The following is a 16,539-nucleotide window of genomic DNA, read 5'->3' as shown; positions in this document are numbered from 1 at the left end:
CTTGGAGACGACTCAACACGCGACTCCAATCTTAGGTAAGGCATACCTAATATAGCGTTGAGTTCTGCGAGATCTTCAACTCCTGGTACCCGGCGCACCAGGACGCCTCACCCCAAACAAGAAAGAGTCATGGACACAGCAATTCGTAAGGCCACGCCCGCTGAACAAGAACTCTGGTTCGCCGCTCTCCTCGCAAGCGACCTGTCGGCGTTCAGTACCGTGCATGCCTTTGATTACGACACGCACCTACCCCGCGAGGCAGTGCGAAATGCGTGGCAACAGCTTTCAAAGCACATCCCCCTGCTCGGAAGCCGCTTTGCGCTCATGACCGATGGACCGCTGGCGGAGCGCTTCCCGGGTGTGTTCAGCTCCGGCCAGGAGCCACCCTTCACCTCGAAATGTGTCGGATCGGCAGTCGAATTTGACCGCGTCGTGCGCGACATCACCGAGACAGGCTTCGCACCAGAAACGGGCCCTTTAGCTTCCGCCACACTGATTTCGCGCACCGACACCGCGAGCGACACCCTGATCCTTGCAGTTTCACATCTTGCGGTCGATGGATATGGCTGGTCACTGCTACTGAATCATCTAGCGCGACTCATCGACTGCGAACTCACGGGTTCCAAACCGCCGCAGCGCCCCGCCGAACCTAGCGAGGCCGTTACGTCGCCGCCAGCTGATGACGACCTGCGCTGGTGGCGCGACAACCTCACTTCCGCACCCCTCCCCCTCACCCCGCAACTCGAGGCACGCCAGGGCCAACCACGCGCAATTCGGCACCTTCGAAACGAGGGCCTCCGCAACCCTGCGTTGGCGTTGGCTGCCGCCGCACTGGCTGCATCCGCGATGCAACAGTCACACGGGCTCGGTGGGGGTCTCCCGACGCCCGAACCACTCCACCGCGTTCACCTCGCCGTGCCGTTCTTGAGCCGTCGTCCGTTCGAACTCCGAACTCCCATGACTGCGATGAACCTTGTACCCGTCGTGGTTGATGTCGCACCTGTTGACACGCTAGTGGAACGGTGCCAAGTGATACTCAACGAGGCAAGGGAGCACCAGTTCCTCAGGGCCGAAACAGCCCGCCGTCAGGTGCTGTCACACAATGATTCACGACACCCACACCTGGTAATCAACATCATTCCGTTCACCTTAGAACTGCGCGTCGGCAACCTCACCGCTGCTGCACGCATCCTCGCAACTGGACCAGCCACCGCACCTGCCATTGCAATCCGCTCAATGCCTGGCGGGGATGTGAGCATCGAGACAGATCACCCCGACACCCCGCTATTCGACGCGGCCGCCCAGAGCAGCGAACTCCTCAACCAGTTTGTGCGCGCGCTGCAAACTCTGACCGATCCCAACTCGCGTGAATCAGTTGTAGCGCAAACCTCTCCGCGGGTCGAGGACCTGATCGCACGGTTTGGTGACGTGGTGAACAGGCACCCCCACCAAGTGGCCTTTGATGAACCCACGAGGACAGTCTCCTACGTTCAACTCTGGAATTCGGCATGCGCTCTTGCCCATGAGTTACACAGCGCTGGAGTGGGGCGCGAACACCGCGTAGGAGTATGCATTGACCGCGGATCACAGGGGGCCGTTAGCATTCTTGCCACCCTTATGGCCGGGGCAGCCTTTGTCCCCATGCCGGCGGGCGAGCAGGAAGCTAGTCAGCGCGCACGCACAGCTGAAGCCGTTTCGCTTGATGCGCTCATTGCGCCCACACATTCCTGCCTAGATGTCAGCGCGGCTGCACGCTTCTCGCCTCCAGAAGTAACAGACATCATCAGCAGCGACAGCCCTGCGACTCCCCCATTCCCCCTTGACGACCCCAAACTCGCCTCGTCGCTCGCTTACGTCATCACAACATCCGGATCAACCGGTAAGCCGAAACCCGTCGGGATCGAGCGCGGATCACTCTCGACCTGGCTCGTCGGTGCGCACGAGTATATGCAAACACGACGCGGCGATCGCGTTGCACAGTTCGCGCCGGTGCATTTTGACACCAGTATTGAAGAATTGTTTTGCTCTCTCACCGAAGGTGCGACGCTTATTCCACGTAGCACGATGGCGCTTGAGAACATCCCCGATTGGCTTCGCGCGTGCGAGGCCGATGGCATCACAGTACTTGACCTTCCTACCGGATACTGGCACGAGCTAGTGCGAGCGATGCGCGCCGGGATTGCCCGACTTCCCAGCACGCTACGCCTGGTCGTCATTGGCGGCGAAGGGGTTTCACCAGCGCGGGTTGCTGAATGGCACGAGTGTGCCCCCAGTTCAGTTGAGCTGATCAATACCTATGGCCCCACAGAAGCCACCGTCGTTGCAAGCTGGGCGCGTCTGAGCCCAGCAGTTGAAGAGCGGCACAGTTGAGCTTGAATCGCGCTATTTGACAGGTGCAGAGAACGTGTACCGTCTGGGAGGAGTTCACTTGCCACCTCCCAGACGGTAGGGCTCGGCTGCAATCAGCTATCTAGTTGATTCGCCCAAAACGGAAGAGCACCGCACGTTTATGCGGCAGCTCGACCTCGCCTAAGTTCTCTCCACCCACACGGTCTGCGACTACCTGGTCGAGGCGGACTGCTACTGGATGCGACGCAGCAGGGTCGGTGATGATCGACTCACACTCGGGCTCCGCGGCAAAGATGGCTGGAATAACGTCCAGCCAGAAAAGAAACGCAAGGTTCTTCCCCACCAACTCCCGAGCACCAATGGCGCCATGTAGCCCGATGTCGTACCTGTCAGCTCGGTAATGGTCAGCCACACAATCTCGTGCAGCGCGATACAACTCGATGTAGGCACCTGGTCGACCATTAACGTCAACGATGTAGGGACGTTCGTAAGTGTGGGCGTACATCTGCTCCAAGTGCCGCTGCCAGCGACTCATCGTCCACGCTTGTTCCCAATAGGGTGCAACGTGATCAGCGTTCATCCACTCGTAGATATTGCGCAGGTCTTCCCCGTATGGTTCTGCACGGCGCATCGTCATCTGTCTCAACGTGAGCTCGGGTAGCGGTGGTTCAGGCACAGCAAGCACCTCCGCTGACACACGCGAGTCGATGTTGCGTGGATGCTTCCCGGCCTGGATTGGCTGGCTACCGAGGATCACTGCAGTCCCTCCACCGCTGCCACAATCGCCTCAACGGTTGGGGTCTCGGCAACGTCAGCAAACTCGACGCCCGGAGCATTGACACGAAGTCGATCGACCAGTGCCATCATGCGCACCGAATCAAGCCCCCAATCAACCAGATTGTCACCAACTGGAATCTTGTCCGCATCACGCTCGAGTAGCTCGCTGAGGTGCATAACAAGCTGCTGCTGAACACTGGTTTCTGGCATGTATCCTCCTGGTTTTCAACTCGGGTGCAACAACCACACCCAGACCTAAGTAAGCTTAGGCTTACCTAAGTTTATGCCCTGTTGTTGGCCGCATCCCTCACCCCGGAACTACCAAATGACTTCACCACCTGCTTCAGCCTCGACAGCTGACCCGAGCAGCGACAGCCCATCACACACCTCGCTAACTCTGCAGCGCGCAACACCACCCCATACGGCCCGACCATGGGCACTGCCCCGGACAACCACTCAGCGTGTTGAGCAAATAGCCGAGTTGCTGGAAGCGACACCGTGTCGGCAGCGCCGGGAAGTCATGGCGGAACAAATTGCTGGCGAACTCACCGCATCGGGCACACCACTCGTCGAAGATTGCGATGAAGGCGATTGCCTCATTACGTTTGTTTGGTACGGCGTGGCACCAAACGGCGTGTGCGTCATGCTCAACAAGGTGAGCGATCCATTCGCGCCCACCGACACGCTGATGGATTCAGTGTCAGAAACGAATTTGCACACGCTGACCTTACGCATGCCTGCAGATTGGATCGGCACCTACCTGTTCGCGCTACTCCCTGAACGCTTGCCCGAACCAACCGCCCCACACCATGCACCGCGAGCCGCACTTCGTGCCCTCATCCAAGCGGCGTTCACCGACCCGACGGCACGGGAACATGCACCAAACAAGCTGTCCCCCACCCCATTCGCCATTGCCGCTGGAACGAATGCTCCGAAGCGCCGCCTCCACACGCATCCACCCGTTGAAACAGCAACGCTGTCGCCGGTACGCAGCCCGGTTAATGATGCTGCTTTGCCTCTGCACCGCTGGTCGCACCCGCACGCGAAGCATGATTCACCCACCCTGCTGTTTTGCGACGGCGAAGTGTGGCGCGAACAGTATCCGATCGTGCCCGATCTCAACACGAAAATTGAGTCCGAGCGCCTCCCACCAGTCCACGCTCTGTTTCTCGAGTCTGGGGGCAGTCAGCAGCGGCAACTCGACTACACCACGACCGGCGACACGCTCGGCGAGCTACTGAAACAGGTTCGCGACGCAGCCTCACTTTCAGCCGACACCCAACTTATCGCCGTCGGACAAAGCCTCGGCGGCCTGTTCACCGCGATGGCAACGACCTATCACCCATGCCTTGTCACTGCGGGGATCGCACAGTCACCGTCACTGTGGTGGCCAAACGAAGGCGGGTTTTGGGAGCGCACTGGCGATTGGTTTTGGACCCGCGCAGTTACACCAATGTCGAGCCCGCTGCTCCTTCACGTTGGAGCAACTGAATGGGATCTCCAGCGTGATGTTCGCCATGCCGCGGCTCTTCTTAAGGCACAGGGCACGCTCATTGATTACACAATGGTTGCCGGCGGACACGATGCCGTGTGGTGGCAGGCGGTGCTTCCCGATGCCATCGAACACACGGTAAAGACCATCAGCCCCGCCGTGTGATGATCAGTGTGTAGCCGGTTGCGGCAGCTCGGCGTGGTGGTCAAACTCAGCGATACCCCGCTGCCAGTACCCGTTGAATGCCCCGAACAGACCGCTACGCACCCGCTGACGTAAGGCAGCACGTAGCTCCGAAACCCCTCGCGCTTCTCCCGCTCCCCACACGAGTACAGCGCCGGTGGGTGGAATGTCATCAAGTACACCGGGAATCACTTCCCGCCACTCCACGTCGTACGGCGTTGCCGTGACCGCCACGTTATTAGGAAGTTCGAGCTCGTCAACTCCCTCACCAATCAGATGCAGTTTGCCCGGAATCCCAAGCTCCGTGAACCGACGCTCAGCCGCTGGCAACGCTGTGAGGTCGACCACGGCAATGAGCTCGTCGAGCGGCTCAACAATGGTCTTCGTGCCCCGCGGGCCGTGAAATGCGCATCGATCACCGACCGATGCGTGCTCGAGCCAGGACCCGATAACTCCTCCACTGTGGCGCACGATATCGATTGCAACGCGTCCACCTTCCACTTTGCGCGGTGTCATGTCGCGCAGCCCGAGTTCGGCTCGATTCGCGGGACGCCCCGTTTCGGGATCAATTCGCGGAGCAACCAGGTTACCGTCACCATTGGGCACCTGTAGTTTCACATGGTCGCCCGAATTCGGTGAGACGAAGTCTTCGAGGTCGCCGCTAAACCAGCAACGTACGAGTTGCGGACCGCGGTGTTCAATTGAATCAAGCGTGACAGACCGGCGCCGCATTTCAAATCGCTGCTTGTCAGTTTTTGGTGTCGGAAGTTGAATCATGGACCTCATCCTAAGTTAGGTTCACCTAACTTGTCCCGAGTGCCGCCGACTGCACACAAAAGGAACGTGGGCGAAGAGAACCCAAGTTGCGATTCTCTCCGCCCACGTATCAGCGCGTCGACGCTAGAGCATGCAGCTCACGCACTGGTCAACTTCGGTTCCCTCCAGCGCCATCTGACGCAGGCGGATGTAGTAGATCGTCTTAATGCCCTTGGTCCAGGCGTAGATCTGCGCGCGGTTAATATCGCGCGTGGTCGCCGTGTCTTTGAAGAACAGCGTCAGCGACAGTCCCTGGTCGACGTGCTGGGTGGCCGCCGCGTAGGTGTCGATGATCTTTTCGTAGCCGATCTCGTATGCATCCTCGAAATACTCGAGGTTGTCGTTGGTGAGGAATGGTGCCGGGTAGTACACGCGCCCGAGCTTGCCTTCCTTACGGATCTCGATCTTCGAGGCGATCGGGTGAATCGACGAGGTCGAGTTGTTGATGTACGAGATCGACCCGGTGGGCGGCACCGCCTGCAGGTTGCGGTTGTACATGCCGTACTGCTGCACATCGGCCTTGAGCTGACGCCAGTCGTCCTGCGTGGGAATATCGTGCCCCTCAAACAGTTCACGCACGCGCTCAGTGGCGGGAGCCCACTCCTGGTCGATGTATTTGTCAAAAAACTCACCGGTGGCGTACTTCGACTCTTCAAACCCGTCGAAGCGCTCGCCGCGCTCACGGGCGATGGTCATCGACGCGCGAATTGCGTGGAACAGCACGGCGTAGAAGTAGATGTTCGTGAAATCGAGACCCTCTTCCGAACCGTAGTGCACGCGCTCACGACCGAGGTAGCCGTGCAGGTTCATCTGGCCGAGGCCGATGGCGTGCGACTTCGCGTTACCGTCACGGATCGACGGCACCGAGTCGATCGAGCTCATGTCACTCACCGCGGTGAGGCCGCGAATCGCCACTTCAACCGTTTCGCCGAGGTTTTTGCTGTCCATTGCCATGGCAATGTTCATCGAGCCAAGGTTGCACGAAATATCGTCACCGATGTGCTCGTAGCTGAGGTCGGCGTTGTAGGTGGAGGGCGAGTTCACCTGCAGAATCTCACTGCAGAGGTTCGACATGTTGATCCGGCCGGCAATCGGGTTGGCCCGGTTGGCGGTGTCTTCGAACAGGATGTAGGGGTAACCCGATTCGAACTGAATCTCGGCAACGGTCTGGAAGAACTGACGGGCATCGATGCGGGTTTTGCGGATGCGGTCGTCATCAACCATGTCGTAGTAGTGCTCGGTGATCGAAATGTCACCGAACGGCTTGCCGTACACGCGCTCGACATCGTAGGGCGAGAACAGGTACATCGGCTCGTTCTTCTTCGCCAGGTGGAAGGTGATGTCGGGGATGACGATGCCGAGTGAGAGGGTCTTGATGCGGATCTTCTCGTCGGCGTTTTCACGCTTGGTGTCGAGGAAGCTGAGGATGTCGGGGTGGTGTGCCGAAAGGTAAACGGCACCGGCACCCTGACGAGCACCGAGCTGGTTCGCATACGAGAACGAGTCTTCGAGCAGCTTCATAACCGGGATGATGCCCGACGACTGGTTTTCGATCTGCTTAATCGGAGCGCCCGCCTCGCGGATATTTGAGAGGTTAAAGGCAACACCGCCGCCACGCTTCGAAAGCTGCAGCGCCGAGTTAATCGAGCGACCGATCGACTCCATGTTGTCTTCGATGCGCAGCAGGAAGCAGCTGACGAACTCGCCGCGCTGCCGCTTACCAACGTTGAGGAAGGTGGGGGTTGCCGGCTGGAAACGTCCCGAGAGCATCTCATCAACGAGCTTGCGAGCAAGTTTTTCATCGCCCCGTGCGAGCCCGAGCGCAACCATCAGCACGCGGTCTTCGAAGCGTTCGAGGTAGCGGCCACCGTCGAAGGTTTTCAGCGCGTACGAGGTGTAGAACTTGAACGCACCCAGGAAGGTGGGGAAACGGAACTTCTGTTTGAAGGCGTGGTCGCGCAGTTCAGCGATAAATTCGCGCGAGTACTGGTCGATAACCTCGGCCTCGTAATACTCGTTGTCGATGAGGTAGCGCAGCCGCTCGTCGAGGTCGTGGAAAAACACGGTGTTCTGGTTAACGTGCTGCAGGAAGTACGCGCGTGCGGCCTCGCGGTCTTTATCGAACTGAATCTGGCCGTTCGCATCGTAAAGGTTGAGCATCGCGTTGAGCGCGTGAAAATCGAGCTCGCTGTGAGTGTTCTGATCGGTACTGGTCATTACGCCACTGCCTCCATTTGTTGCCAAAACTGGTCGAGCCCCCGGTTCACTTTTTCGGCATCTTCCGGGGTGCCAAAGAGTTCGAATCGATAGAGCACCGGCACATTGCACTTGCGGGCGATGATGTCGCCCGCAAGGCAGTAGCCGACGCCGAAGTTAGTGTTGCCGCCAACGATCACCCCGCGCAGGAGTGCCCGATTGTCTGGCACGTTGAGAAACTTGATCACCTGCTTGGGGACGGCGCCCTTGGTGGTGCCGCCACCGTAGGTGGGCACGATGAGCACGAAGGGCTCATCGGCGAGAATCGTGTCGTCGCTCGTGCGCAGCGGGATGCGACGAGCTTCGCGACCAAGTTTCTCTACGAATCGTTGCGTATTTCCAGACACGCTCGAAAAGTAGATCAGCCTGGCCATTGCGACTCCTAGGCCGAGAGCAGGTTTTTGAGCTCGTTGATCTTGTCGGGGCGGAATCCCGACCACGAGTCGTCGCCGGCAACAACCACCGGAGCCTGCAGGTAGCCGAGCTCCTTCACCGTCTGCAGCGCTTTCTCGTCTTCCGACAGGTCGAACACTTCGTACTCGATGCCCTGCTTATCGAGGGCACGGTAGGTGGCAGTGCACTGGACGCAGGAGGGCTTGCTGTACACAGAAATAGTCATTTGAGGGGCCTCGATTTAGTGATTTGATCTGGAAATTACCGGCGGGATGCGGAGCTAATACTGGATCGGCTCGTGCCCGTTAGCGAATGGGTTGCGACCGCCGCTACAACTCTCGTCAGCCACAACATCTTGTGCCTGATGAGGCTAACACCACTAGATGCTGTATTACAAGCGTGTAGTTCTCCACATGAAATTCCACAGCAAATCGGCGTGTCGGCGAGCTTTTCCACCAACTATCAACAAGCAATTCACACCTCCCATCAGTTGCTGTGCACAACTCCATCACCAGCCACCGACATTTCCGCCGCTTCGCCCGCATCCGGCCCGCCGCATCCTCACCCGCCGACGAATGCGAGACAATAAACCGTCACCGCACTGCACCCCTGCCAGATTGAGGACCAACCATGACCGAACCCGCCGAAACCCGCGGCCGCACCTTGCAAGAACTCGTTGAGCTACTGCCCGGTGCCCAACTCGTTTCGGCCGCAAGCGGACAGCTGCGCGTAACCGGAGTCTCAAGCTCAACTAACTCGGTCAGCGCCGGTGATCTTTTTGTTGGCGTTCCCGGAGCCCGTCGCCACGGCGCCGAGTTCTCAGCCGCCGCACAACGCGCCGGCGCTCTCGCCGTGCTCACCGACGCGGCAGGTGTCGAATATGCGCGGCCCACCGGGCTGCCAATCATCGTGGTGGATGCGCCACGCGAACTCCTCGGCAAAACTGCGGCGCTGGTCTACGGCACCGAGGCAGGAAACCCCACGCTGATCGGTGTCACCGGCACCGATGGCAAAACCACCACCTGCTACCTGCTGCTCGCACTGCTTGATGCGCTGCACGTCCGCAGCGGCCTGTCGAGCACCGTAGAGCAGCGCATCGGCGAGCGGATCGTGTCCACCGAACGCAGCGGTGGACTCACCACCCCCGAAAGCGACTACCTGCACGCACTCGTCGCCGAGATGCGTGCCGAGCAGGTTGCAGTGGCCGCTCTTGAGGTGTCTGCCCACGCCCTCACCCGCCACCGCGTCGACGGGTTCGTGTTCGACTCGGCAATTTTCACGAACCTCTCACAGGACCACCTCGACGACTACGCCGATATGCGCGAATATTTCGCCGCTAAGGCCGAACTCTTCACTCCTGAGCGCGCCCACCGCGGCGTGATCTCCATTGATGATGACTGGGGCTGCGAACTCGCCTCGATCGCCTCGGTGCCGGTAGAAACGGTCACCACCCGCACCGAGTGCGATGCCGATTGGTATTTCACCGCCGAACAGGTCTCGCTCACCCGCACCGACTTCACGCTCACCCACCGCGACGGCCACACCCTCAATAGCAGCGTCAGCCAGCCCGGCTGGTTCGTCGCCTTCGATGCCGCGCTCGCAATTGTGGCGCTCACCCAAACCGGCACCCCGCTCGAACAGATCGCCGCGGCACTCGAAGCCACCGGTGGACTGCAAGTCACTCTGCCGGGCCGACTCGACGTGGTCAACCCCGACGGCCCCGGCCCGCGCATCTACACCGACTACGGCCACACCCCCGGCTCGATGCGCACCGTGCTGTCGAGCCTGCGCCAACTCACCCGCGGCAAGCTTTTCGCCGTGTTTGGCGCCGACGGCGACCGCGACACCACCAAGCGCCCCGATATGGCCCGCGCCGCAGCCATCGCCGATGTGGTGGTCATCACCGACTACAACCCTCGATTTGAAGACCCCGCCGCCATTCGCGCGGCCCTGCTCGACACTCTCCACAAAGAGTTCCCCGAACACGAGGTGTACGAGGTTGCCGACCCGGCCGCAGGCATCGCCAAAGCGGTATCAATCGCCACCGAAAACGACGTCATCTTCATCGGCGGTAACGGCCACGAACTCGCCCGCGAAGTGCGCGGCGAACACATCCCCTACTCGGTGAAAGACGCCGCGCGCGCCGCGCTGCGTGAAGCGGGTTGGCAGGTGTCCGACCCCCGCTAGTATTTCCTGACATCGAACTCGCCGGGCACGCATCCAATTGCAGCCCCTGGCGGGTTCAGTCATCCGCAGCCGCATCGACCAATGAGAGGAGCCCCGTGCGCATTTATCTCGAAGCCCTCCGCATCCGTCACGTCGCGCGGCTGCTGTTCTCGCAGCTGCTGGCGCGCTTTCCCGCCGGGATGCTGTCGGTGGCGCTACTCATCCACATCGAGCAGACCTACGGCGACTTCACCGCCGCCGGGTTTACGATCGCCGCATTCGCAATCGGGCAGGGAATCGCCGGACCCCTTGGCGGCCGGCTGCTCTCACGATTCGGGATGCGCACCGTGCTCGTGCCCACCATCGCGCTGAGCTCGCTCACACTCGCCATCCTGGGGCTCACCACTCCCCCGATCCAGCTGCTATTCCCGCTCGTGTTCATCACCGGCCTCACTATCCCGCCAATTCCGCCGGCGGTGCGCACTGTCTACCCCAAGATCACCGATAGCTCGCGCATCAACACCGTGTTCGCTATCGACGCGACACTGCAAGAGATCATCTGGATTCTCGGGCCGCTGCTCACCACCATCATCGCGGCGACGCTCAGTCCGCGCACCGGGATTTTGCTGTGCTCGGCAGTGCTGCTTGTCGGTGGCACCTGGTTCGTGACTTCCAAGCCAATCGGGCAGGTGCGCATCCCCAACTCGCCACGAAAAATGGGGGCCGTGCTGCGCGAGCCGGTCGTGCTGATCATGACCGTCGTCTTCATGTTTGGAATCGGCACCTGGGGCGCACTGGATGCGGCAGCGATCGCCCACTTCGGTCACGAGGACCCGTTCGTGGGGGTCGTGCTCGGTCTTTCGGCGGTGGGATCGCTCATTGGCGGGCTCGGCGCCGGGCTATTGGCGATGCCCCGCTGGTCGCTGGCCGCGCGCGTTGGTCTGGGCGTTATCGGCACCACGCTGGCGCTGTTTTCGCTCGGCAGCCCGTTGATGTTCATCCTCGCGTTTTTCGTTACCGGGATGTCGTCGTCACCGATGATCGCGCTCGCGAACTCGGCCGTCAGCGCCACCGTGCGGTTCAGCGACACTGCCGAAGCGTTCGGGTGGCTTGGCACCGCGCAGCTGGTTGGTGTGGCAATCGCCAGTGCCTTCGCCGGCATTGCCATCGACGCGATGGGTGCGCTGGGTGGCCTGCTTATCGGCGCGGGATTTTCGGTGGCGGCGCTTATCGTGTCGCTCGTGGCAATTCCCTGGTTGCCCGATCTGAGCGACGGCACCGCGCTTCCCCGCGCCGATACCGCCCCGATTGTGCTTCCCGACACCGACCAGGCCTAGTCGTCTCACGATTTCAACAAACCTATCCCCGCGGGATGCGCCAAGTGCCGCCAGCGACTACGGTGGCAGTCTGTGACCAACTCACTCGATATTCGGCTTAACGACGGACACACGATCCCGCAACTCGGGCTCGGCACCTACAAGATGGATCCGGCCGCCACGGCAGAACTTGTGGCGCAGGCGATCGACATCGGCTACCGCCACATCGACACCGCCACGCTCTACAACAACGAAACCGGAGTCGGTGAGGGCCTGCGTCGTTCTGGTATCGACCGCGACGAGGTGTTCATCACCACCAAGGTGTGGCAAGACATGCAGGGCTACGACGCCACGCTGCGCGCCTTCGACGAGTCGCTCGAACGGCTCGGGCTTGAAGAAGTTGACCTCTACCTCATTCACTGGCCGGCCCCCGCACTCGACCGCTATCTCGAAACCTGGGATGCACTCGAGCGGCTTCACGACGAGGGCCGGGCGCGCTCGATCGGTGTCGCCAATTTCAAAACGCACCACCTCGAGCGACTGATCAAAGAGGCTGATGTGGTGCCCGCAGTGAACCAGGTGGAGCTGCACCCGGCATTCCAGCAGCCCGAACTGCGGCACTTTCACATGCAGCACGGTATCGCCACCGAAGCGTGGGCGCCGCTGCGGCGGGGGGATGCGCTTGCCAAGCCGCTCGTACAAGAGCTCGCCGAAAAATACGGCCGCACCCCGGCCCAGATCGTGCTGCGCTGGCACCTCGAAATCGGCAATATCGCGATCCCGAAGTCGTCGCATCCCGAGCGGATGCGCGAAAACCTCGGCGCCGCCGAATTCGCGCTCGACGCTGACGATCTGGCACGGCTCGCCCAGCTCGATACCGACACTCGCACCGGCAAAGACCCGGACGACTTCAACTAGGCAGCTACGCAGCTGGGTCGGGCACCCCTTCAAGGGGTGCCCGACCCACTCACCACGCTGGCGCTAAAGCTGCGAGCTATTAGACGCGAGCTAGCCGACGTTCGGCCTGCTGCTCAGGGTCGGGCACTGGCAGCGATGCGAGCAACCGCTTCGTGTAGTCATGCTGTGGGCGATCAAGCACCGACTCGGTGTCGCCGATCTCGACTATTTCGCCCCGGTAAAGCACCGCCACTCGATGTGAAACGGCACGCACCACCGCGAGGTCGTGCGAAATAAACAGGCAGGCGAACCCGAACTGCTCTTGCAATTCAGCGAATAGTTCCAGCACGCGCGCCTGCACCGACACATCGAGCGCCGACGTGGGTTCGTCGGCAATGAGCAGTTTCGGGCCGAGCGCCAGAGCACGGGCGAGAGATGCGCGCTGACGCTGACCGCCCGACAATTCATGCGGATAGCGACGGACAAAATCTCCCGGGAGTTGCACGGCCTCGAGCAGCTCACGCACCCGCCCCTCGGCGGCCTTCGCTGAACGTGCCTCGCCGTGCACCACGATGGGTTCGGCAATGCACTCCCCGATGGTCAATAGCGGATTAAAACTCGTGGCCGGGTCTTGAAACACGAACCCCAGTTCGCGTCGATTTGCCCGCACATCGAGAATTCCACCGGTGACCTTCACCAGCCCGGCGATAGCCCGGCCAATCGTCGACTTGCCCGACCCCGACTCCCCCACGAGTCCCAACACCTCACCGGGTGCCAGGTCAAAATCAACTCCCTGCACGGCACGGAAGGGTGCTTTGCCGAGTCGTCCCGGGTAGGTGATCTCAAGCCCCTTGGCGCAAACCACGGGTGGCGCAGCTACCGCATTCGGTTGCGGTGGTGCATCCTCGGTATCGATCCGCGGCACCGACTCGAGGAGTTTTTTCGTGTAGTCATGCTGTGGCGACGCGAACAGGTCTCGCACACCAGCCTGCTCAACCACTTCGCCGCGGTACATCACAGCGACACGGTCAGCCAGGTCGGCCACGACCCCCATATTGTGAGTGATCACGATGATGGCGGTTCCGAATTCGTCTTTGATACCGCGCAGTAGGTCAAGAATCTCAGCCTGCACGGTCACATCGAGCGCGGTGGTCGGTTCATCAGCCACCAGGATGCGTGAGCCAAGCGCAAGCGCCATCGCAATTACGATGCGCTGTTTCTGTCCTCCCGAAAACTCGTGCGGATAGGCATCCACCCGGGTTTTGGCATCCGGGATGCCGACGCGATCCAGCATTGCTACCGCCTCGGCACGAGCCTCGGCCCTAGTGAGTTTGCGGTGCGCGCGCAGACCCTCAATGAGCTGCCACCCAACCGTAAACACCGGGTTGAGTGCGGTGGAAGGCTCTTGGAACACCATCGCGATTTCCGAACCGCGCACCTGGCGCAGCGCCTCGCCTCGCAGCTCGGTGATTTCCCTGCTGCCCCATTCGGTGAGCAGCTCGGCTTGACCGGTCACCCGCGCATTCTCGGGAATCAACCCGAGCAGTGTGCGCGCCGTCACGGTCTTCCCCGAACCAGACTCCCCAACAATCGCGAGCACTTCGCCTCGACGCACGTCAAGAGTGACCCCGTTGACCGCACGCACTTCGCCGCCGTCGGTGTCAAATATGACCCGCAAATCGCGCAGCCGTGCTGCAACGTCGCTCGCAGCCCTGCGCGATGTTTCGGTTCTGTTGCTCATTGTTTGTTCCCTTCAGCTGCGACAGTGGTGGCTACCACGAGGGCTTCAGTTTGTTCAGCAGGCTTCCGCCGCCCCGCACCACCGAGTCTCGCGCGGGTGCGCAAACGCGGGTCGGCGAGATCGTTCAAACTCTCGCCAACGAGCGTGAGACCGAGCACCACTATGACGATCGCAACACCGGGGAAGATAGCTGTCCACCACACCCCACTCGAAACATCCGCCACTGCACGGTTGAGGTCGTAACCCCATTCCGCTGCCGAACTCGGCTCGATACCGAACCCGATGAAGCCAAGGCCAGCGAGCGTCAAAATAGCTTCGGCAGCGTTCAGAGTCAGGATCAGCGGCAAGGTGCGCGTGGAGTTGCGCAGCACATGCGTAAGCAGGATGCGCCAGGTTGGCGTACCGATCACGCGAGCCGCTTCAACAAACGCTTCCGACCGAACCCTCGCGGCTTCGGCTCGCACTACGCGGAAATATTGCGGAATGAACACCACAGTGATCGAAGCGGCCGCCGCAAACACCCCACCCACGAGGTCTGATCGCCCACCTGAAATCACGATCGACATCACGATCGCGAGCAGCAGAGTCGGGAATGCATAAATCGCATCGGCAATAACCACCAGGATGCGGTCAATCCACCCGCCGAAATAACCAGAGATCAATCCGAGCAGCACACCGAGGAAGATCGACATGGCCACTGCCACCACGATCACGATGAGCGCGGTTTGTGAACCCCAAATCATGCGTGAGAGCACATCGTAACCACCCACCGTAGTGCCGAACGGGTGCGCTGCCGATGGCGGCTGTGTGGTTCCGAAGGCACCGCTCTCGTCGCGCAGCTGCGAAAAACCGTAGGGCGCCAGTATGGGGGCAAAAGTCGCGGTCACCATAAACAGACCGGTCAAGACCAGGCCGACGATGAGCATCCCGCGCTGCAGCCCAACGCTTTGCCGTAGCTGCGAAATAATCGGTAGTCGTCTCCAGTTCATGCTTAGAACCTCACTCGCGGGTCAATGATCGCCGCGATTGCGTCGACAACGAAGTTCGTGACTGCGACGATTACCGCCAGCATTGCCACAATGCCCTGCACCGCTACAAAGTCGCGGGCCTTAATGAACTCGACCAGTTGGAAGCCAAGCCCGCGCCATTCGAAGGTGGTTTCTGTCAGCACTGCACCGCCAAGCAGCATCGCTACTTGCAGCCCTACGACGGTGATAATCGGCACCAGCGCCGGCCGCCAGGCGTGGATGCGCACCAGCCGCCCCTCCTTCACGCCCCGAGAGCGGGCCGCGGTGATGTAGTCCTGGCTGAGCGTACCGATCATGTTGGTGCGCACCAGCCGCAGAAAGATACCGCCGGTAAGCAGCCCCAGCGCAATAGCGGGCAAAACGGCGTGCGAGAGCACGTCGGCAATCGCCGCGCCGTTCCCCGCACGAATCGCATCGATCAGCAGGATCCCGGTGCCGCCGTCGAGCGTGCGCAGCTGCAACTCAGTCATGGTCGAAGACCGCCCCGAAACGGGAAGCCACCCGAGCCACAAGCCAAAAATGAGTTTGAGCACGAGACCCGCAAAAAACACCGGAGTGGCGTAGGCAAGAATCGCTCCGACACGCAGCGTCGCATCCTGCCACTTGTCTCGACGAGCGGCGGCCATACGGCCCAGCGGGATGCCAACCGCGAACGCAACGATGAGCGCGTACACGGTCAGTTCGAGCGTTGCCGGGCCGTAGCGCGCCAACACCGCGATCACCGGCTCACGCGTGGACGCGGTGGTGCCGAAATCGCCGGTGAACACACCACCGAGATACTCCAGGTACTGCACGATCAGCGGGCGGTCATAACCAGCTTCGTGGATGCGGGCCGCGAGTTGATCGGGCGGCAACCGGTCGCCCAGCGCGGCACTAATCGGGTCGCCGGTGGTGCGCATCAAGATGAACACCAGTGTCACCAGGATAAATACGGTGGGGATGATGAGCAGGGCTCGTACCAGCAAATAGCGACCCAGGGATGCACCGCCGCCCCTGCGCTTTTCACGAGCACCCTGCTCGGTGTTTTCGACCGCAGCAGTTGCGTTGATAGTCATAGATTCCTCAACGAGGGGTTGGGGATTCCGCTACGCCTCGTAGTGAATCCCCAACCTCTCCTATTGCAGA

At 60.9% G+C, this 16,539-nt stretch carries 14 protein-coding genes; 5 read left to right on the top strand and 9 right to left on the bottom strand.

All coding sequences use genetic code 11. The annotated features are described in order from the left end of the window. Window positions 1-129 precede the first annotated feature (129 nt). Window positions 130-2,370, top strand: coding sequence for an AMP-binding protein (locus tag PV375_RS06195; RefSeq protein ID WP_201612931.1), 2,241 nt, complete (start codon window positions 130-132; stop codon window positions 2,368-2,370). Between the two features lie 100 nt (window positions 2,371-2,470). Here PV375_RS06195 and PV375_RS06190 read toward each other — a convergent pair whose 3' ends face one another. Continuing rightward, a complete protein-coding gene (locus tag PV375_RS06190) occupies window positions 2,471-3,025 on the bottom strand; it encodes a GNAT family N-acetyltransferase (RefSeq protein WP_201612929.1) in 555 nt (184 codons plus the stop codon). Window positions 3,026-3,102: 77 nt separating this feature from the next. Continuing rightward, entirely contained in the window at window positions 3,103-3,336 is a 234-nt protein-coding gene (locus PV375_RS06185) for a phosphopantetheine-binding protein (protein WP_201612927.1), read from the bottom strand. Between the two features lie 310 nt (window positions 3,337-3,646). Here PV375_RS06185 and PV375_RS06180 point away from each other — a divergent pair, with 310 nt between their 5' ends. Beyond that, window positions 3,647-4,783 (top strand): enterochelin esterase domain-containing protein, encoded by a 1,137-nt coding sequence (locus PV375_RS06180; protein WP_201612926.1) that lies wholly within the window; start codon window positions 3,647-3,649, stop codon window positions 4,781-4,783. Window positions 4,784-4,786: 3 nt separating this feature from the next. Here the strand turns inward: PV375_RS06180 and PV375_RS06175 are convergent, their stop codons facing one another. From PV375_RS06175 to nrdH, 4 genes are all read right to left on the bottom strand, one after another. Then, window positions 4,787-5,578 (bottom strand): siderophore-interacting protein, encoded by a 792-nt coding sequence (locus PV375_RS06175; RefSeq protein WP_332106587.1) that lies wholly within the window; start codon window positions 5,576-5,578, stop codon window positions 4,787-4,789. A 123-nt stretch (window positions 5,579-5,701) separates the two neighbouring features. After that, complete coding sequence (nrdE, locus tag PV375_RS06170; RefSeq protein ID WP_332106586.1) at window positions 5,702-7,834, bottom strand: class 1b ribonucleoside-diphosphate reductase subunit alpha; 2,133 nt, start codon at window positions 7,832-7,834, stop codon at window positions 5,702-5,704. Continuing rightward, window positions 7,834-8,247 carry a class Ib ribonucleoside-diphosphate reductase assembly flavoprotein NrdI gene (nrdI, locus tag PV375_RS06165; protein ID WP_201517935.1) on the bottom strand — a complete coding sequence of 138 codons (414 nt, stop codon included), beginning with the start codon at window positions 8,245-8,247 and terminating at the stop codon, window positions 7,834-7,836. Before nrdI ends, nrdE begins: the two co-directional genes overlap by 1 nt. An 8-nt stretch (window positions 8,248-8,255) precedes the next feature. Then, entirely contained in the window at window positions 8,256-8,492 is a 237-nt protein-coding gene (nrdH, locus tag PV375_RS06160) for a glutaredoxin-like protein NrdH (protein ID WP_201517934.1), read from the bottom strand. 404 nt (window positions 8,493-8,896) lie between these two features. Between nrdH and PV375_RS06155 the strand changes: the two genes are divergently transcribed. From PV375_RS06155 to PV375_RS06145, 3 genes are all read left to right on the top strand, one after another. Next, window positions 8,897-10,453 carry a Mur ligase family protein gene (locus PV375_RS06155; RefSeq protein WP_332106585.1) on the top strand — a complete coding sequence of 519 codons (1,557 nt, stop codon included), beginning with the start codon at window positions 8,897-8,899 and terminating at the stop codon, window positions 10,451-10,453. Between the two features lie 95 nt (window positions 10,454-10,548). Beyond that, entirely contained in the window at window positions 10,549-11,769 is a 1,221-nt protein-coding gene (locus PV375_RS06150) for an MFS transporter (protein ID WP_332106584.1), read from the top strand. A gap of 72 nt (window positions 11,770-11,841) precedes the next feature. After that, a complete protein-coding gene (locus PV375_RS06145; protein WP_332106583.1) occupies window positions 11,842-12,666 on the top strand; it encodes an aldo/keto reductase in 825 nt (274 codons plus the stop codon). A 79-nt stretch (window positions 12,667-12,745) separates the two neighbouring features. Here PV375_RS06145 and PV375_RS06140 read toward each other — a convergent pair whose 3' ends face one another. From PV375_RS06140 to PV375_RS06130, 3 genes are read right to left on the bottom strand one after another with little or no spacing between them, the layout of a single operon-like run. Then, on the bottom strand, window positions 12,746-14,386 hold the full coding sequence (locus PV375_RS06140; protein WP_332106582.1) for an ABC transporter ATP-binding protein: 1,641 nt from the start codon (window positions 14,384-14,386) through the stop codon (window positions 12,746-12,748). After that, a complete protein-coding gene (locus tag PV375_RS06135) occupies window positions 14,383-15,375 on the bottom strand; it encodes an ABC transporter permease (RefSeq protein ID WP_332106581.1) in 993 nt (330 codons plus the stop codon). Before PV375_RS06135 ends, PV375_RS06140 begins: the two co-directional genes overlap by 4 nt. Window positions 15,376-15,377: 2 nt before the next feature. Next, a complete protein-coding gene (locus tag PV375_RS06130) occupies window positions 15,378-16,469 on the bottom strand; it encodes an ABC transporter permease (RefSeq protein ID WP_332106580.1) in 1,092 nt (363 codons plus the stop codon). Window positions 16,470-16,539: the final 70 nt, after the last annotated feature.

Origin of the sequence: Gulosibacter sp. GYB002 (assembly GCF_036577665.1) — a bacterium.
GTDB classification, from domain to species: domain Bacteria; phylum Actinomycetota; class Actinomycetes; order Actinomycetales; family Microbacteriaceae; genus Gulosibacter; species Gulosibacter hominis.
The sequence above is the reverse complement of the archived record's forward strand: the minus strand, read 5'-3'. Positions and strand labels throughout refer to the sequence as shown.